Genomic DNA, 17,750 nt, shown 5'->3' with positions numbered 1-17,750 from the left:
TCTCACGGCAAATTCTGAAGCGGCCTAAGACCCGAAATTATCGAATTTCGGGTTGCATGCCGCTGGCCCGCCATTTTCTATGTTTGTTCCTTTAGAGCCTCTTACGTAAACGGAGCGGATTTTTAAAATGGCATCTATGCTCCCGGCAGGGGTCAGGCTTCCCGGCTTCTCAGCGTCCCCTCCAGCCAAACAATGTTCCCCTTACAACTCCTACTCCAGATTTGCATGCAGAGAGAACATCTCTTCCTCAGTCCTCCCCATACGCTCCATCAAAATCATGATGATATTATCGCAGATCAGCCATGTTGTCTGCTCGAACGCATTTCCCATCGGCTGTACAGATGTGGCCGTACTCTCCAGTTCGCTTTTCGGTGTCACACCCGGAACCCGGATAACCGCGTCTGCCATGCTCCCAATAGACGCCTGCGGGAAAATAGTGATCGTAGCCACCATTGCTTCCTGCTTCTTCGCCTTCTCTGCCATGACTTTCAGACTGCCCGTTTCACCCGAACCTGAAGCGATAATCAGCAGGTCCCCTTTCTGGATGGACGGTGTCGTCGGCTCTCCCACAAAGTAAACGGTCAGGCCAAGATGCATCAGACGGTTTGAAAAGGCTCTTGCCACAAACCCGGAACGCCCGGCGCCTGCTACAAACACCCGTTTTGCATCCTGCACCTTATCTGCAAACTGTTCCAGCTCCTCCTGACGGATCTGTTTCGCATTTTCCATCAGTTCTTCCAGTATTTTTTTTAAGATTACTGCCTCTGCCATCCTACTCACACTCCTTCATACTGTCCTTGATTTCCTTTGCCGCTGCTGCGGGGTCTGCCGCATGTGCAATTCCGCTTCCGACAATCAGCACTTCGGGTTTCAAAGCCGCATATTCCGGAGTTGTACCGGCGCTGATGCCGCCGGCTACTGATATCTTCGCGTTCCGGCAGTGTTCTGCCATGACACGCAGATCATCAATCGGCCTGCGGCCTGCGGCCTGCTGATCCGTGCCCACATGCACCGCCAGTCCATGTGCACCCAGTTCCTCCAGCTCGCGTATACGTTTTGGCATATCCGGGACGCAGATCATATCCACTACAATCTCTTTGCCGTAATGCTCAGCCGCTTCAATGCATCCCTTAATGGTAAGGTTATCGGTAACGCCCAGAACTGTCACATAATCCGCTCCCACTTTCAGAGCTTCTTCTGCCTCGTAATATCCGGCATCCATAATTTTCATATCCGCCAGCACCTCTTTATCGGGAAAGCGTTCCTTAAATATCTGAACTGCACGCATTCCCTCCTGATAAACAAACGGAGTCCCTATCTCTATGATGTCAATATGCTCCTGCACCGCTGCCGTCAGCTCCAGTGCTTCATCCATTGTCAAATCATCCAGTGCTAATTGTAATTTCATGCTCTTCTCCTTTTATGAATGCTCATTTACGGTAATGATACGGCCTGGTTAATGATTCTACTGAGCCGGATAGCGGTAATCCGGCTCGCCGATCTTTCCGCCGTTTCCAAGTTCAAGTATAAATCCAAGCTGCTCCTCTGAGTCTACATAATAATGTACGTCGTTGTCAATCCATCCTGTCTGCATAACCTTCATTCCTTTTGCTTCCAGCTCTTCCACATAAGCCTTCAGCTCGTCATCATCCGGAATGACCACTTTGAAATGATGCAGGCAGGAACCTTTCCTTTTCAGTGTATCCCAATATACATTCGGCCCTTCGATCGGCTGAATCAGTTCCAGTTCGATGTCTTCATGCCAGCAGACAGCACAGATAAAATCAAAGCCTTCTGTCTGAAGTTCTCCGTTCACATAAAAATCATGGCATGTCTCCGGACGAAAATGGCGTACATCCCATGGGCCAATTCCGAGAATGTCCCAGTAATTCTGCATTGCCTTATCCACGTCCTCCACCAGAATAGCTATCTGTTTAATTAATCCTTTCATCGCATGAACCTCCTATAATTTAATTTTTATTGCTCAGCTTCAACCAACTTCCGTTTATTCCAGATTAGCATGATATTCCCAGAGTCCCTCCAGGTCAATGTTTCTGTCTTCAATCATCATCATGGCCGTCGTATCCCCAAAGAGCAGCAGTGCCTGTTCAAACAGAGATGTCATGGGCTGCCTGGAGTGAATCTCATCTTCCATCTTAGCCCTGCTTTCCACCGGAATCCGAAGAAACAGATCCGCAACATCCCGAAGCCCGCTGGACGGATTGCTTCCAATATGAATCACCTTTGCCCCCGCCGCTTTTGCCTTTCTCGCTATTCCGGCCGGAAACAGTGTTTCCCCGCTGCCGGAGCCTACGATCAGGACATCCTTCGGCGTAATAGCGGGCTCAGTTATCTCACCTACAATTACGGCCCGGATACCGAGATGGGCATATCTTTTCGCCATTGCTTCCAATGACAGAAGAACCCTCCCCACGCCGACAAAAAACACTTTTTCAGCGCTCTGGATCATCTCGATATAGCGGAGCACATTCTCCGCATCTATGGCATCCATTGCCCGACTGCACTCATCTATAATCACATCATGCATTTCCTTATACTGTATCTTTTCCATCGGTTCTGCCTTCCTTCTCTAAAAATTCTTCCACCTCTGCCTCCTTTGGAATGGATACCTGTGCACCCATGCGGGACACACAGATACCTGCTGCCGCATGTGCAAAACGGATAGCCTCCTGCATACGGTCCCCTTTGCAAAGCCGGATTGCCAGTGCCGCGCCAAACGTATCCCCCGCCGCAGTAGAATCTACCGCTTTTACCTTGAAGCATGGAATCAGCTCCGCAGTCTCACCGTCATAAAGCAAAGCCCCGCGGGAGCCAAGTTTCAGGACCACATACCGGGGATGCACCTGGCCGTACAGCCATTTTGCAGCTTCGACCGCCTTTTCCTCTGTATCGGGATTGATTCCCGTAAGTGCCTCCGTCTCCGCCTCATTCGGGGATAAAATATAAAGCCCCTGCAGCCTTTCAAGCGGGATGTTCATTGCCGGCCCCGCGTCCAGAAAGACGGGAATATTCCGCTCTTTTGCCAGCTCATATGTACGGTAAACCGTTTCCAGCGGCATTTCCAGCTGCATAATTACCATATCGAACTTCTCGGCATCCAGCGCTGCTTTCACATCCCCTGCACATATATTTCCATTCGCCCCCAGCGCCACATAAGAGACATAGCGTCCGTCAGAATTCAGAAGCATCAGAGCAAGTCCTGTCTGTTTTTCTTTGTCTGTCACTATATACTCTGTATGGACCCCGGCTTTTTTCATTTCATTTGTCAGGGATTCCCCGTTGGTATCTTCACCGAGACGTCCTACCATCGTAACTTCCGCGCCCTGAAGAGCAGCCGCGATGGCCTGATTAGAGCCTTTTCCCCCCGTAGCGTAGCCATAATTTCCGCACATAATGGACTCTCCGAATTTCGGGATGGTATTCGCCCCCTCCACAAAAAGATCCATGTTCATGCTGCCCACTACTAATATTTTCGGTTTCTCCATTACACCCTCCTGAACGATTCGCATTATTGTTACCCTTTAACTGATAACTGCGGGGCCTCACTGCAAAATACATTTGAGGCACCCGCAGAATTTATGTTACTGTTCACAGGCAAGCCAGTAAACAGTAACGAATTTATCAGCTGATCTTACTCAGCCTCTGAGTTCTTCTCCTGTCTAGGACGAAATTAATAATCAGAACGCCGATCAGGGCTATGCCCCAGATTAGATCTCTGTAGTAGTTGCTGATGCTCGGGAACATATTCAGATAGGATGACATCATCTGAAGTATGACTACCGCAATCGCGATACCAGGAATGGTACCAAATCCGCCGTTGGGATTCACACCGCCCAGCACTGCGATCAAGATACACTGCATGGTGTAACTGCTTCCAAAGTCTGCTTTTGCAGAATTGATTCTTGCAAGGCTCAGAAGGCCTGCCACTGCGGACACCAGTCCGGAGAGCATATAAGTGCGGATCAATACGGCATTACAGTGGATACCCGCGAACTTGGCCGCTTTTTCATTCGTTCCCACAAGATATACTCTTGTTCCAAATTTGGTCTTGCTCATGATAAATGTCACAACCGCAATCAGAATCAGGAATACAACAAATGAGAGTGGTATATATCCAAACAGCGCTGTTGTAGCAAAGCCGGTATATCCTTCCGGAATACCACTCACCGTACTTCCGCCGGAGAATATGATCGCAATTCCCATAAACAGCTGGTAAGTACCCAGCGTAGCCAGCATTGCCGGTATCTTGAGGTAAGATACAAGGAATCCATTGAACGCACCGCAGATCATTCCGACGATCAGTGCAACGAGGATTGCCACTGCAATACTTCCGTTCCCCTGCATCATCAGCCCGGCCAGAATACCGCAGAGATTTGCAATATATACGGTAGACAGGTCGATTCCGCCGGATATCATACAGATTCCGACACCGATTGCCATCAGCCCATACTCGGAGAGCTGTTTAGCCATTGTCTGGAAGTTCCCTATTTTAATAAACTCATTTGGCTTTGTAACACAGGCTATCACGATGAAAGCAACAAGTATTATTAACAAACGTTTGATGTTACTGTCCATTTTTTTCATATTATGCCGCCTCCTTCTTTAACCTGGTCTTTACCTTGGCACCCGCATGGCTCTGGATCGCAGAGATTGCCGTACCAATAATAATGATGGCTCCAATAAATACTTTCTGCCAGTAAACTGAGATTCCAAGAAGTATCAGACTGTTGGATACCATGGTCAGAAGCATTGTTCCGAGCAGGCATCCCTTTAAAGTACCGATACCTCCGGTCATTCTGGTACCTCCCAGGATAATGGCTGCGATAACAATCATCTCACCGCCCGCATACTCCGTAGGCAGGTATCTCATGGACATTACCGCATAACAGAGCCCTGCTACAGCAGCAATACCGCCGTTTACAACAAAGATTCCAAAACGGATTCCCTTTACATTAAAGCCCGCTCTCTCAGCAGATATCTCATCGCCTCCGATTGCATACACACCACGTCCAACAACCGTTTTGTTCAGCACCAGATACGCAATGATGTAAATTACAATCATAATCGCAAATGTCATGGGCAGCGTAGAACCAAGCCCGGTCTTTGCATTCTTTACTGTAATAAGAGATGCTTTGCCAAATGCCGCGAGGTTTGCCGGGAGATCCATTCTCTCCGCCTCAAATGCCCCCAGCAGAATTCCGCTGAATATGGAGCTGGTTCCCAGTGTTACGATCAAACTTGGAAACTTATATCTTACAATAATGATTCCGTTCAGTGCACCCATGATACATCCAAAGAGGATGCCTATGATAAATGTAATAATCCATGGTGCGCCATCCAGCCCCATTTTGTTGGTAACGATCAGAGCCAGATAACTGCTCAGCGCCGCAATCAGCGGGAAGGATACATCCGGTCCCGTGCTGACAAAAGCCAGCAGTGCACAGATCGCATAGATTGACGGAACTATCATGGAACGGAGCAGGTCTACAATATTGTTATTGGCGAAAAACAATCCGGATCTCGCCTGTATTACGAGTGACAGAACTACGATAATCAAAAATACATAGAATTCTGTCTGCTTTACCATCTTTTTAAAAAATTTATTCATCTGCACTTCACCCCTTCCCTAGACCGTAGCCTGTGCAAGCGTACCGGCATTCAGGTCCTCGGCCGACAGATTGCCGGTCACATGCCCTGCCTGCATAACCAGTGCCCTGTCACAGGTTGCCATTACTTCTGCCGCATCATCCGATACAACGATAATTGCCATGCCGTCTGCGGCCAGCTCTCTCAGCAGCTTGTGAATATCATACTTCGCACCGATATCCACACCGACTGTAGGTCCGTTCAGAATCAATACCTTCGGGTGGTTTGCAAGCCATCTGCCGAGCACAACCTTCTGCTGGTTTCCGCCGGAGAGTGTCTGTACCGGGAATTCGTGGTTCTTGGTTGCAACCCCGATATCCTGCACCCATTTTGCGGATTCCGCCTCAACTTTTTTGCTGCTCAGGATGCCTGCTTTATTTGCCAGCTGGTCCATCTTGCTGACTGTAATATTTCTGATAATTGACTGGGGAAGGAACAGGCCTTCTGTAAGACGGTCTTCAGGAACCAGGGCAATCCCCAGTTTCTGCGCCGCAGAGACACTTTTAATCTCTACTTCCTTACCATCCACCAGTATCTGTCCGCCTGTCGGCTTCAGCATTCCGAACAATGCCAGGGACAGCTCTGTACGTCCGGATCCCAGCTGTCCTGTTACACCCAGGATCTCGCCCTGATGCAGCTCAAAGCTTACGTCTTCGAATCCTGGAGCGGTGAGATTCTTTGCTTCCATAACCACATCGCCGTATTTGTTCTCATTTACCTCTTTTACAACCTGCGTGTCAAAATGACGCCCCGTCATGTAATACGCGAACTTTTCTTCCGTCATCTCTTTGGTCGGACAGGTGATCACATTCTCGCCGTTTCTGAGGATTGTAATGCTGTCGGAGATTTCGAATACCTCATCCAGTTTGTGAGATACAAAGAGGATCGTTACGCCGTTCTCTTTCAAATCCGAAATAATTTCAAAGAGCCGTGTTACTTCCTTCTTGGTCAATGCAGTTGTCGGCTCATCCATGATAATCAGCTTTGCATTATCGAGCAGTGCCCTTGATATTGCAATCAGCTGCTTATCTGCTACCGGAAGCGTCTCAACCAGTGCATCCAGATCCACATCAAAATTAATCTTCTTTACTGCTTCTTCTGCAATTCTGCGGAATTCCTTCTTATTGACCAGCTTTTTCTTATTCGCCAGCACCTGGTTAAATGCCAGGTTTTCGATTACTGTCAGATTCGGGAAGATTGAAAAGTCCTGGTAGATAACCTGGATTCCAGCCTTGATGGCTTCTGCAGGAGTCATGACTGGAAACCCTGTTCCATCCACTTCTATAGAACCTGCGTCCGGTTTGTAGAAACCGGAAATGACTTTAATAATAGTAGATTTTCCACATCCATTTTCACCTGCCAGACAATGCGTTTCCCCCCGCTTTATTGTCAGATCCACACCTTTGAGGGCATGGACACCGCCAAATGATTTCTTAATTCCTTTTACACAAAGGATATTTTCACTTCCCATCATGTCACCCTGCCTTTCTGTCCTCACTGGGGTAACGTAAATAATCCACCACGTTTCACTTACGTTACCCCAGTCTGGAAAAAAACCGCACACCCCACACGGATGTAAGATGTGCGATTATTATTGATTTTCCAATACCTTATTCCGCAGTTTGCTGCGGACCCGCCCGCAGGGCATGTGTTACGAAGTGCCCCCGGGTAAACATTTACTTACCATACGGCAAACCTGATTTCTATTGTTTAGAAATCGTAGTCGTTGATATTGTCTTTTGTGATTGTAAGGTCAGCCTGGCCGATGAGGCATCTGTTGTCGCCTTCAACCATTGTGATCTTGTTGTATCCGTCGATTCCAAGGTCAGTGCCTTCGCCAACTTCTTCGCCTGCAAGAATCATGGAAGCAACTTTACACATTACATATCCTGAATCTTTTGGATCCCAAAGTTTGATTGTGGAAATTGTGCCTGACTCTACATATGGTTTGAATTCGTTTGGTGTACCTACACCAACAACCTTAACATCCAGTCCAAGTTCCTCTACAGCCTTAGCGATTCCCGGGCAGTCTGTAGATGCAACACCTGTGAAGCCTTTCAGATCTGGATTAGATTTCAGGATTTCTTTTGCTCTTTCATATGATGTATCAATAGATTCTTCTGACTCTGCTGATGGAATTGCACCGTCGTTGATCAGTTCCATGTCCGGATATGCTTCCTTCTGGCGTTCGTACTGAGCATTTGCGTATTCCATATGAGTTGTGGATGTTGTATAAGCAACCATTAATGCATATTTGCCTTTTTCGCCCATGTCTTTTGCAAGAGCGTCCATGATTGCGGCACCGAAGTCTTTCGATGTAAATGCTTCTGTATCGAATAATGTGTTCTTCTGGTTAGAAGCTTCATGTGTGATAACTACAATTCCCTGCTCCATTGCATTCTTCAGGGATGCTTCAATTGCGCCCGGGTCGATCGGCACTACGCAAAGTGCGTCAACGCCCTGGTTGATCAAATCGTCAATAACCTGTACCTGAGAAGCTGCATCTGCGTTAGCCGGTCCTTTCTGGATCACGTTGATGCCGGTTTCTTCACCGAATTCATTAACGCCGACTTCCATACGCTTGAACCAGTTAGCAGTGTTATCTTTTGTTACAACTGCGATCGTCCATTCAGACTTGTCTTTGTCTGATTTGTAATTTGCAACATCAAACAAATCGGTGCTTCCGCTGTCTTCTGTTGTCGTCTCCTTGTTCTCCTTCTTTGTGTCTGAGGATGTGGTGGTTTTTTCGCTGCTGCAAGCCACCATTGAGAGTGTCATTGCTGCCGCTGCCATGATTGCGACAAATTTCTTGAGATTTTTCATAACTTTTTTCCTCCTTTTTTGAAAAAATTTATGTGATCGCTCATGCTTCCGCATGGCCCCATTATGGGCTTTCATAATACCTGGCGCAGACTCTACTCTACATTCCGGTGTCTGCTGACCATCTCTTCTCTGCTGATTCCCATCTCTTCCCTGAGCATCATAACCAATACATCGTAGAGAATGAAGAGTGCCTGTTCAAAAAGATTACCCATCAGCTGCTCTGTAGGAACAAATTCACCAACGGCTTTATATGCCGCTGCCGGAACATTCACTACCAGGTCCGATATTGGAATTATATATCCTTCATTGGAAGGAGTGATCAATGCCAGTGTGGCACCGTTGTCCTTTGCCATCTGTGCTATATAATTCTCATGTCCTACGTTGGCAGAACCGCATGCACAGATCATCAGATCCCCTTTCCCTATGGACGGTGTTGTGTCGTCCCAGATCCAGTAAGACTTCTTCCCCAGATGCATCAGCCTCATTGCAAATGACCTGGTAGAAAGGCCTTCCCGTCCCGCAGCCAGCAGGAAGATTCTGTCTGTCTTCTTTATCATCTCCAGAAGTTCCCTTACATTGGAATCATCCATCCTGTCAAATACTTCTGTCAGTTCTTTCATAGCCATCGTTGATAATTCTTTAAATCTGTCTCCCATATTTACCTCCATTCTCATAATTCCTGAATCCTCAGGACCGGAGTCAGAATAATCTGCTTCAGCGGCCTTTCGGGATATGCTATTCTGTCATTGAGCAGCCGGATAGCCTGACGGCCCATCTGGTTCGCATCCCGCTCAATATAGTTGAACTTATTATGTATCACATCGAATGCTTCTATTCTGTCCAGCCCAATACACGCGATGTCTCTTGACAAACGCTCATTTCTCTCATAAAGAGCTTTCAGAAATCCCAGGCTGGTTCTGTTATTGCAGGTCAGCACTGCCGTAGGCCTGTCCTCCATAGTAAGAAGCCTTTTGGAAAGCTTGTACGCTTTGGTCATCCGGTAATCTCCTTCGAATATGTAACGCTTCTCCAGAGGAATTCCCGCATCATGAATCGCTCTCTCATATCCTTTGTAACGGACTCTGGCAAGTACCCTGTCCATCGTCGCATTCAAGAGGCCGATCTTTGTGTGCCCTGCTTTTATCAGAGCCATCGTCGCCTCATACAGCCCCTTCTCATCATCAAAAAAGACGCCGTCATACTCTTCCAGACTGTCCGTCTGGCGGTCCATAATTACGATTGGGGCATTCAGATCTTTCAAAAGCTTGTTGATCTCCCGCTGCTGTTCCCTGGTAGTATAATCAACCGCCGGTGTATAGAGCAGCCCTCTCACTCTGTGCTCCTTCAGCATCAGCAGCGCTTTCTTATCCTTATCCGCACTGTCATCTGAATTGCAGCAGATTAAAGTATAATTATATTTGTCTGCGATCTCCGTGATCCCTCTTAGCATCTCCCCGAAAAACGGGTTATCAACCTCGGGCACTATCACACCGATCGTGTTCGAGCTCTGCCTCGACAGGTTCCTGGCCGTAGCCGAAGGAGAAAAATGACGCTTCTCCATAATCTCCAGAACCCGTTCTTTAGTTTCCGTCCTCACGGAAGCTGATTCATTCAACACCCGCGACACCGTCGCCTTTGAAACGCCCGCCTCTTTTGCAATGTCATTAATCGTAAATTCTTTAGGCATTTTCCATTTCCTCCGCTGAATGTTTGTAACCGGTTTCAGTAAATTAATTATTACACACAACTTTTCCCCCGTCAACCCCTCAGCACAATTCATTCATAGTTTCGTCGTTTTTAATGTATTTCATACCTTCTTTTTGTATATTTTTCACAAAATAATTGACATATTTTAATCATTCCCCCTCTCCTCCTTTTCCATCCCATATTATCCATATTTTCCCAAAAAGAAAGCGGTTTCTGAAAAATTTGTCGAAAAACGCCTGTTCTTAACATGACTCATCTCCCCCTCAAACTCCCCGGTTAATTCCAACACCCATCCGCTTCTCCGCCCAGGATCCCCCCACGCATTCGGCTCTTAAACTGCCGTTTGGATGCACCCAGCCGCTGGAACCGGAGACAGGGCTGGCTGGAAGCGTAAAAGGACTGTTAGTTGGAGTAAAGGAAAAATGAAGGAAAACCGGGACAAAACTTGTAATTCCGAATTACAAGTTTTCCTGGGCCCAGCACGCGAAGCCATCAGGCTTCGCGCGATGTGCCCAGGTTGTCCCGGTTTTCCTTCATTTTTCCTTTACTCCAGCTTACAGTCCTGTCCCGTTTCCAGCCAGCCCTGTCTCCGATTCCAGCGGCGTCCGCACTATCCTCACCCCGCATCAATAACCCGCCGCATGCGCCGAATCCCTTCCTTCATTCCATCTATTCCGTTCATGAAACTGGAGGACCCGGCCACAAAGATATCCGCATGTTTTTTCGACATCTCCCCTGCCAGTTCATAGCTCACATTTCCATCTACCTCGATCTCAATATGCTGATATCCTCTCGCATCCAGATAATTTCTGCAGTCTTCGATCTTCTGTATGGTCTGGGGAATCGCCTTTTGTCCGGCAAATCCCGGATTTACAGTCATGACAAGCAGACCGTCCATATCGTCCAGGACGTACTGAAGATCCTCTACTCTTGTGGACGGATTAATCGCAACCATGGACTTCGCACCTGCTGCCCGGATGGCCTGAAGAGCCTTCTGCAGATGTTGTGTGCTCTCCGCATGGACAGCCACATATTCACCCTCCTGAAAATCAAACCATTCTATCTTTCTTTCCGGACTGTTTATCATAAGATGAACGTCCAGCGGGATATCGGTCGCCTTACGAAGCTGTTTCACATAATCGGTCCCCAGAGTATAATTGGGCACGTATTCACCGTCCATTATGTCAATGTGAAGGTATTCTATCTTTTCTTCTTCAAATATTTTCAGATATTCATTCAGTTTGTCGATTTCCACGCACATCATAGATGGGGATATCTTTTTCACCGCTGCTCCTCCTTCGCTGTATATACCGTATTTTCAAATTCCACCAACTGATCATATTCTTTTTCTACAATTCTGGCCATCTCCGGCGTAAGACCGGACATATGCTCCGCTTCCAGCCAGGCATTGGCCATTTCTATACCCATTTCATTTCCTATGATAAAACCGCCCATGCACAATACATTCGTATTGTTCACGGCCTTAGCCCTTCTGGCCTGATACAGACTTTCACACAGGGCAGCATACACGCCTCTGTGCTTGTTGCATATGATACTGACACCCATGCCCGTACCGCATATTGCTATGCCTCTGTCATACTCCCGACTCTGTACTCCCCGGGCAACTGCAACTGCTGCATCCTGAAACAACACAGGAGTTTCCGGGTCTATGTCTGTGATGTCGTAACCCTTTTTCAGCAAATCTGCCTTAATCGCATTCTTCAGTTCAAAACCTGCCGGATCGGCGCCCATAATAATTTTCAAGACTATTCCTCCTGCTCTAACGGATATTTATGTAACCGCTTTATAATTACTAGTATATTTAAACCAATATTGCTGTATTTATGCGGTTTTTCTATTTTATATCATTTATTTTTCTTTGTAACCGGTTACAATATGGTTTAAATATAACTCTTTTCTGCACTGTTTGTCAATGAACTTGCTTTTTATTTTCTAATTTCATAAAATCATACAAAAAACCATCAGCTAACAGCCGTGCATTATAATCTTACTTGTATAATCTGCACAAACCGTCTCTGATGGTTTATTCATGTTCTCATTTATATTCTTTTATAAACTCTGCTTAACAAACGGGGATTCAATAATAATATGCCGGTATGCCCTGTCGGGAAATGCTATACGGTTAATCAGCTGTTCCATCGCCTTCTGCCCCATCTGATACGCATCTCGCTCGATGTAATTGTACGGAATTCCCAGAATATTCAGCATCTCCATCTTATCCAGAGATATATTCTTATAATCTGACGGTATCGACTTCCCGCACTCATACACAGCCTCCAGAAAGCCTTTCGTTGTATCATTATTGCAGGTTATAACTGCTGTCGGCTGTACCGGCAGCTTCATCATCTCCTTTGTCATCATATAGGCGCTCTGTATGCTATAATCCCCGAGCATAATATATTCATCCGGTATCTGTAGTCCGGCCTCCTCCAGCGCCCTTTCAAATCCGCTCTGACGCAGTCTGCCCAGCACCCGCTCCTGCGTTCCGTTAATAATCGCAATCCTGGTATGCCCTGCCTCGATCACTGCCCTGGTTGCCTCATACATTGCCGAATTGTCATCGAAAAACACACCGTCCACGGGCAGGTCTATATTCCTGTCCGCAATTACTACCGGCGCATCCAACGTATGCAGGTATCGGTTGAGCACCTTTCTCTCCTGCTTTTCTTCATAAGATACCACCGGTACATATATCAGTCCGCGAACTCTGTGTCCGGCCAGAATTTCCAGAGTCTGCAGATCCTTTTTCTTACTGTCGTCCGAGTTAAAACACATGATGGTCAGTTCATTTTTATCCGCTACATGTATCATGCCGCGAAGCATCTCGCCAAAAAACATATTGTCCACCTGCGGAAGTATCACTCCGATCGTGCTGGACTTCCTGTTCGACAGATTACGCGCCGTCACGGAAGGACGGTAATTTTTTTCTTCCATCACACGCTGGACCGTTTTTCTTGTTTTCTCATCAACTACGTCCGGATGATTCAGCACACGTGATACAGTTGCTTTTGATACACCTGCACATCGGGCTATATCGTTGATTGTTATATTGGGCATCTCTCTAGACCTCGGTTTCATTGGTTTCATAAATATTCCATTTGCTATGATTATAACTCAACTTTTCCGAGGATACAATAATAGAAGCCTATAAAATCCAGTGTTTTCCATGCTTTGAAGGGAATTTCGGATACTTAATGCAAAAATGACAGAAAATGATATATAACCGGAACCAATATGGCGGGAAGCATATTTCCCACCTTGATCATCTTTTTAAAAGTGAGGTTCACACCGACGCAGAATATCAGCACGGAACCAATACAGGACAGATTAGAAATCAGCGTCTCATTCATGTAACCTGATATCAAAGCCGCCCCGACAGTGATTCCGCCCTGATAGATTCCAAGCGGAATTGCCGCGAACATTACGCCAATTCCCAGAGTGGATGCAAACACCATGACAATCACAAAATCCAGAAGCGCCTTGGCAAAAAGCATTGTATAATCTCCGGTCAGCCCATCCTGTATGGAGCCTACAATTGCCATCGCCCCAATACAGATGACCAGTGTCGCCGTCACAAATCCATTCACGAACTGTGTATCTTTCTTTGCATTAACCAAGGCTTTTAAGGTATCTCCCAGATGCTCCATATGCAGTTCAATATTCAGTGCCTCCCCCAAAAGACTCCCCAATACAAGAGAAAATACCAGAAGCATCGTGTGCTGTGTCTCAAGCCCCCCATCCGGTGTAATCCTAAGAAGCCCCGTAAGCGCACCGCCCATTCCAATAAAAATGGTCGCAACACCGCACGCCTGCATCAAAATACTCTGAAACCGCTCTTTTAACCCATTTTTAATAAGCAGGCCAATCCCGCTGCCTGCAATGACAGCAGCAACATTGACTATCGTTCCCAGCCCTTTCATGCAAATTCTCCATCCTGCCTGAAATACATTTCCACCAGCCCTGCATCTTTATATTACAAAAAATCCATGTATAAAAACGCGTCCTTTCCTACATACTTAACGAATCTCTTAGGGATAAGTATACCATGAACAGGATATATTTTCCATTAATTACAAGAAGTAAATCAGCCATGATTCAAGTCCTCGTTAACTTTCTATCACGGAGCGGTCACAGAATTAAATCCGACTCGCTTCTGCTGCGCCGCCTCCCGTTCAGACTGAATTGCAGGATGCCCAGGTACCATGTACTATCCTTCCCCCATATACTCACTTGGACTGCAGCCAGTAAACTTTTTAAAGACTTTAGAAAAATAGAGCGGATCCGAAAATCCCACTTCGTTCGCCGCATCCTTTGCCTGCACTCCCTGTCTGAGCAGCAGACATGCTCTTTCCATCCGTACTTTCAACAGATATTCGTTAGGTGACACCTGAAATGATTCTTTAAATACAGAGCGCAGGTAAAATGCGGAGTAGCCAAATTTTTCTTCTAATATCTGGCTGGAAAACGGAAACTGATAGCTTTTTATAATATACATTTTCAGTTCCTCCGCCAGTCTTTCTTTGTTCCTGGAGGGTTCTACACTTACATAGAAGTATTCTTTCACCACTGCCTCTATCTTTTCAACCAGTTTCTCATATTTGAATTCATTTTCCAGTATGAATAATATCTCTTCCTCGATGTCCAGGTAATTGATTTGGGTCGGAACTTTTTCGCACAGACGGATAAAAAAGCTTTTCATACCGTATTCCAGATTCTTTCTTTTCGTTCCCGCCAAATCAATCACACGTCCAAATACTTTTGTTAATGCTTCTAAAGTGATATCAGGTTGAATCCCCTCCAATATAACTTCCAGCCTGTCTTTATCGATACCTTTTTCCGGCTGCCGTATTTTTTCAGAGAAGAGAATGCAGGATTTTCCGAATTCCATAATCTCTTTCGCCGTTTCAGACAGGTTCCTGTACACCTCACTGATCGCGGCTATCTCTGCCGGCCCGGTGGCTGAAGCTACGGTGATCGGCAGTAACGAAGTATCTGCAGAGCTTACCATTCCTTCCAGCAGCTCTCTGTAACGATCCGTATTTACATTCACAAAGAGTATCCGTTCTGATTCGCGATGCCCTTTTGCCAGCCAGAAACGGTTCTTACCTACTTTTTCTTCTATATATTTCTTAAGATACCTCTCTGTATCTTCCTGTCTCACTTTTGTCTCATCGTCCAGATTTCCCCTTGAGTAACCGCCTAAAAAACAACTTGCTACAAAACAGCTGTTCTGCATACCGTCCCCATCTTCAAATACCGTCCTGGATATCTGTCCAAAAGAATCAAATGGCTGCTGCTTCTTCTTTATCTCCACTTCCACTTTCAGTTTATTCAGCAGGTTCCCCAGCTCCTTCTCATCCAGCGGCTTCAGCAGATAGTCAAAGGCATTAAACTTCAAAGCCTTTTTTGCATAATCGAACTCCCGGTAACCGGTTAAAATAACCGGTATCAGATTCATATTATTATCGCGGATATACTGCAGCAAAAACAGCCCGTCATAGATCGGCATATTGATGTCCAGAAAAGCAACATCGATCTGGTTTGAATCCAGGTATTCCTTTGCCTGCTTCCCGTTACAGGCAGCATATTTCACACGGAAATCCGAATCAGCCGCTTCGATTGCCTTCACAATATTTCTCAGGATCGGTCTTTCATCTTCTGCCACCAATACCTCTATCATTCAATCATGCCTCCTATCATTACAGTGGTACCATCCTCATTATTTCTGTATATGTCAAACTCCATATCGTCTTTATAATGGATATACATTCTGATTAATATATTCATCAGTGAAAATCCCCCTATTTTCAGGTTTTTGACCAGTTCATCCATACTGGAATCATTCATTTTGGCCAGCCGGTTTTTGATCTCTTCAATACTGTCCGGTTCAATCCCCGCACCATTATCGCTTACCTCAATGTACCATTTTTCTTCTCTTTGATAGCAGGTGATCGCTATCTTCCACGGAAAATCAGCTTTGTTCAGGCTGTGCCTTATAGCATTTTCAACCAGCGGCTGTATGATAAACCTGGGGATCTGGACTTCTCCGCACCCGGCCTCTAATTCTATCTGATAGACAAAATCTTCCTCATACCTGTACTTTACTAATTTTAAATAAGATACAATGTTGTCTATTTCCTGACTTAAAGTCGTCTCCTGCTTCGTATAATCAGAGCTGTAGCGGATCATAGAGGAGAGCATATTGCTGACATCCTTTGCCTTCTGGTTTTCCCCCTCATCTGCAAGCGATGAGATAATCGCCAGCGTGTTATGGATAAAATGCGGATCTACCTGAGCCTGCAGTGCAAGCATCTGTGCATTCACTTTCTCGGTACGCATGGCAACCGTCTCCTCGACCGATGCCTGCAGACTTTTCATCATATGGTTAAAGGACTGCTGTAATTCCAGAATCTCATCTATGGAGTGCTCTTCTTCCAGCCTGGAGACATCATCCAGATCTGTTGTCTGAACCAGATTAAAAAGCGATATTAAGGGCTTCGTTATTCTTGTCACTACCTTACGCTGCACTAAAACCATGGATATAATAATGAGAGTGGCGATGATGAACAGTATGATAATCGTAACGAGTACAACCTGTCTCCCATTTTCATTGTAGCTTTTCAGCCGGATTTCAAACCCGTCCCCAATATCTTTGGTGACCGCAAATGCCCCTGCATCCCCCCGATCCTCCCCTACTTGTAAAATGGACCTGCCCTGATAGTAAATCGCTGCATTTCCACTTCCAATCAGGGGGGTAATTTGTTCTTTAATACCATTCAGTGATAAATGGACTTCCAGATAGCCAAGCGGCAGGCCGTCCCGTATATTGCTGTCCCTGACCGGGCGCACAACCGCAATATAACCATCTGTTTTAAACTCCGTATTTTGCAGTACGTCCTCGGTATAGACCAGGTTGGTGCTGATTCCTTTATTCTCTGCAAGCCGCCCGGTAACCTTATCCATCCTTTTCTCAGAGACATAATTCTGCACTCCCTTTAAAGTAACACTGGATCCACAGGCCAAAAAATCTCCGTTTTCATTATAGAAACAAATGCGGTAAAGCAAATCCTTTTTTACCAGATACGGGTAGAGATACTGAAGGATTGCATTGGCCTCCGTATGCTCATTGCTGAAATAGTTGCTTTGGTCTGTATTGAAATATAACTTATTCAAAACATCCTTTATATACGGATTATTTCCCGCCTGGACCGCTGTATTATCCGCAAAAAAGAAGCTGTTTTCCAGAATACTGCCTACAGAATCTGCGGTCCTGTCAGTATTATCCCTGAACTGCCTGTTATTTTCACTTATATAATAAAATGCAAACAGCAAAAAACAAAAAGTAACAACTCCTACCAGGACAATGCTATTTGTAATCAGAATTTTATTTTGAAATTTATACTTTTTCAATCTGGACTCAATTCCTTTCGCCGCACTTCATTAAATCCGGCATTTCTTTTCATTATAGCATAAACAATATGTGGTATGACAGGGCTTTCATATCCCCGCCATACCACACTTTCTTTTTCCTC

The 17,750-nt window shown here is 45.9% G+C and carries 17 protein-coding genes; all 17 read right to left on the bottom strand.

Going from position 1 to position 17,750, the window contains the following annotated elements; translation table 11 throughout:
• Positions 1-210: 210 nt before the first annotated feature.
• A complete protein-coding gene (gene hxlB, locus HMPREF0240_RS01690) occupies positions 211-771 on the bottom strand; it encodes a 6-phospho-3-hexuloisomerase (RefSeq protein ID WP_035312236.1) in 561 nt (186 codons plus the stop codon).
• A gap of 1 nt (position 772) precedes the next feature.
• The gene (gene hxlA / locus HMPREF0240_RS01685) at positions 773-1,408 is read right to left on the bottom strand and encodes a 3-hexulose-6-phosphate synthase (RefSeq protein WP_035312235.1); all 636 of its coding nucleotides are present in this window, start codon (positions 1,406-1,408) and stop codon (positions 773-775) included.
• A gap of 57 nt (positions 1,409-1,465) precedes the next feature.
• On the bottom strand, positions 1,466-1,951 hold the full coding sequence (locus tag HMPREF0240_RS01680) for a VOC family protein (RefSeq protein WP_009001730.1): 486 nt from the start codon (positions 1,949-1,951) through the stop codon (positions 1,466-1,468).
• Positions 1,952-2,005: 54 nt separating this feature from the next.
• Positions 2,006-2,572 (bottom strand): 6-phospho-3-hexuloisomerase, encoded by a 567-nt coding sequence (hxlB, locus tag HMPREF0240_RS01675; protein ID WP_009001729.1) that lies wholly within the window; start codon positions 2,570-2,572, stop codon positions 2,006-2,008.
• On the bottom strand, positions 2,553-3,506 hold the full coding sequence (locus tag HMPREF0240_RS01670) for a ribokinase (protein WP_009001728.1): 954 nt from the start codon (positions 3,504-3,506) through the stop codon (positions 2,553-2,555). Before HMPREF0240_RS01670 ends, hxlB (HMPREF0240_RS01675) begins: the two co-directional genes overlap by 20 nt.
• A gap of 136 nt (positions 3,507-3,642) precedes the next feature.
• Entirely contained in the window at positions 3,643-4,605 is a 963-nt protein-coding gene (locus HMPREF0240_RS01665) for an ABC transporter permease (RefSeq protein WP_009001727.1), read from the bottom strand.
• Position 4,606: 1 nt separating this feature from the next.
• Positions 4,607-5,629, bottom strand: a complete 1,023-nt coding sequence (locus HMPREF0240_RS01660; protein ID WP_035312234.1) for an ABC transporter permease — start codon at positions 5,627-5,629, stop codon at positions 4,607-4,609.
• A gap of 18 nt (positions 5,630-5,647) precedes the next feature.
• Positions 5,648-7,141 (bottom strand): ATP-binding cassette domain-containing protein, encoded by a 1,494-nt coding sequence (locus tag HMPREF0240_RS01655; RefSeq protein ID WP_009001725.1) that lies wholly within the window; start codon positions 7,139-7,141, stop codon positions 5,648-5,650.
• 236 nt (positions 7,142-7,377) lie between these two features.
• Positions 7,378-8,490, bottom strand: coding sequence for an autoinducer 2 ABC transporter substrate-binding protein (locus HMPREF0240_RS01650; protein WP_009001724.1), 1,113 nt, complete (start codon positions 8,488-8,490; stop codon positions 7,378-7,380).
• Between the two features lie 92 nt (positions 8,491-8,582).
• Positions 8,583-9,146, bottom strand: a complete 564-nt coding sequence (locus HMPREF0240_RS01645) for an SIS domain-containing protein (RefSeq protein ID WP_035312487.1) — start codon at positions 9,144-9,146, stop codon at positions 8,583-8,585.
• 14 nt (positions 9,147-9,160) lie between these two features.
• Positions 9,161-10,177 carry a LacI family DNA-binding transcriptional regulator gene (locus tag HMPREF0240_RS01640; protein ID WP_009001722.1) on the bottom strand — a complete coding sequence of 339 codons (1,017 nt, stop codon included), beginning with the start codon at positions 10,175-10,177 and terminating at the stop codon, positions 9,161-9,163.
• Between the two features lie 636 nt (positions 10,178-10,813).
• Complete coding sequence (locus HMPREF0240_RS01635) at positions 10,814-11,482, bottom strand: ribulose-phosphate 3-epimerase (RefSeq protein ID WP_009001721.1); 669 nt, start codon at positions 11,480-11,482, stop codon at positions 10,814-10,816.
• Complete coding sequence (locus tag HMPREF0240_RS01630) at positions 11,479-11,961, bottom strand: RpiB/LacA/LacB family sugar-phosphate isomerase (protein WP_035312232.1); 483 nt, start codon at positions 11,959-11,961, stop codon at positions 11,479-11,481. The genes HMPREF0240_RS01635 and HMPREF0240_RS01630 overlap by 4 nt, the downstream gene beginning before the upstream one ends.
• 306 nt (positions 11,962-12,267) lie before the next feature.
• On the bottom strand, positions 12,268-13,305 hold the full coding sequence (locus tag HMPREF0240_RS01625) for a LacI family DNA-binding transcriptional regulator (protein WP_242833284.1): 1,038 nt from the start codon (positions 13,303-13,305) through the stop codon (positions 12,268-12,270).
• Between the two features lie 104 nt (positions 13,306-13,409).
• Positions 13,410-14,138 carry a DUF554 domain-containing protein gene (locus HMPREF0240_RS01620; protein WP_009001718.1) on the bottom strand — a complete coding sequence of 243 codons (729 nt, stop codon included), beginning with the start codon at positions 14,136-14,138 and terminating at the stop codon, positions 13,410-13,412.
• 287 nt (positions 14,139-14,425) lie between these two features.
• Positions 14,426-15,898: a response regulator gene (locus tag HMPREF0240_RS01615; RefSeq protein WP_009001717.1), complete on the bottom strand. Its 1,473-nt coding sequence runs from the start codon at positions 15,896-15,898 to the stop codon at positions 14,426-14,428.
• Positions 15,895-17,628, bottom strand: a complete 1,734-nt coding sequence (locus HMPREF0240_RS01610) for a histidine kinase (RefSeq protein WP_035312231.1) — start codon at positions 17,626-17,628, stop codon at positions 15,895-15,897. Before HMPREF0240_RS01610 ends, HMPREF0240_RS01615 begins: the two co-directional genes overlap by 4 nt.
• Positions 17,629-17,750 lie beyond the last annotated feature (122 nt).

The sequence above is a fragment of the Clostridium sp. D5 genome, from assembly GCF_000190355.1.
Taxonomy (GTDB): Bacteria; Bacillota; Clostridia; order Lachnospirales; family Lachnospiraceae; genus Faecalicatena; species Faecalicatena fissicatena_A.
The sequence above is the reverse complement of the archived record's forward strand: the minus strand, read 5'-3'. Positions and strand labels throughout refer to the sequence as shown.

Bases quoted from the DNA above. Each gene is read 5' to 3' on its own strand.
- hxlB (WP_035312236.1), bottom strand. From the start codon at position 771: ATGGCAGAGGCAGTAATCTTAAAAAAAATACTGGAAGAACTGATGGAA.
- hxlA (WP_035312235.1), bottom strand. From the start codon at position 1,408: ATGAAATTACAATTAGCACTGGATGATTTGACAATGGATGAAGCACTG.
- HMPREF0240_RS01680 (WP_009001730.1), bottom strand. From the start codon at position 1,951: ATGAAAGGATTAATTAAACAGATAGCTATTCTGGTGGAGGACGTGGAT.
- hxlB (WP_009001729.1), bottom strand. From the start codon at position 2,572: ATGGAAAAGATACAGTATAAGGAAATGCATGATGTGATTATAGATGAG.
- HMPREF0240_RS01670 (WP_009001728.1), bottom strand. From the start codon at position 3,506: ATGGAGAAACCGAAAATATTAGTAGTGGGCAGCATGAACATGGATCTT.
- HMPREF0240_RS01665 (WP_009001727.1), bottom strand. From the start codon at position 4,605: ATGAAAAAAATGGACAGTAACATCAAACGTTTGTTAATAATACTTGTT.
- HMPREF0240_RS01660 (WP_035312234.1), bottom strand. From the start codon at position 5,629: ATGAATAAATTTTTTAAAAAGATGGTAAAGCAGACAGAATTCTATGTA.
- HMPREF0240_RS01655 (WP_009001725.1), bottom strand. From the start codon at position 7,141: ATGATGGGAAGTGAAAATATCCTTTGTGTAAAAGGAATTAAGAAATCA.
- HMPREF0240_RS01650 (WP_009001724.1), bottom strand. From the start codon at position 8,490: ATGAAAAATCTCAAGAAATTTGTCGCAATCATGGCAGCGGCAGCAATG.
- HMPREF0240_RS01645 (WP_035312487.1), bottom strand. From the start codon at position 9,146: ATGGGAGACAGATTTAAAGAATTATCAACGATGGCTATGAAAGAACTG.
- HMPREF0240_RS01640 (WP_009001722.1), bottom strand. From the start codon at position 10,177: ATGCCTAAAGAATTTACGATTAATGACATTGCAAAAGAGGCGGGCGTT.
- HMPREF0240_RS01625 (WP_242833284.1), bottom strand. From the start codon at position 13,305: ATGAAACCAATGAAACCGAGGTCTAGAGAGATGCCCAATATAACAATC.
- HMPREF0240_RS01620 (WP_009001718.1), bottom strand. From the start codon at position 14,138: ATGAAAGGGCTGGGAACGATAGTCAATGTTGCTGCTGTCATTGCAGGC.
- HMPREF0240_RS01615 (WP_009001717.1), bottom strand. From the start codon at position 15,898: ATGATAGAGGTATTGGTGGCAGAAGATGAAAGACCGATCCTGAGAAAT.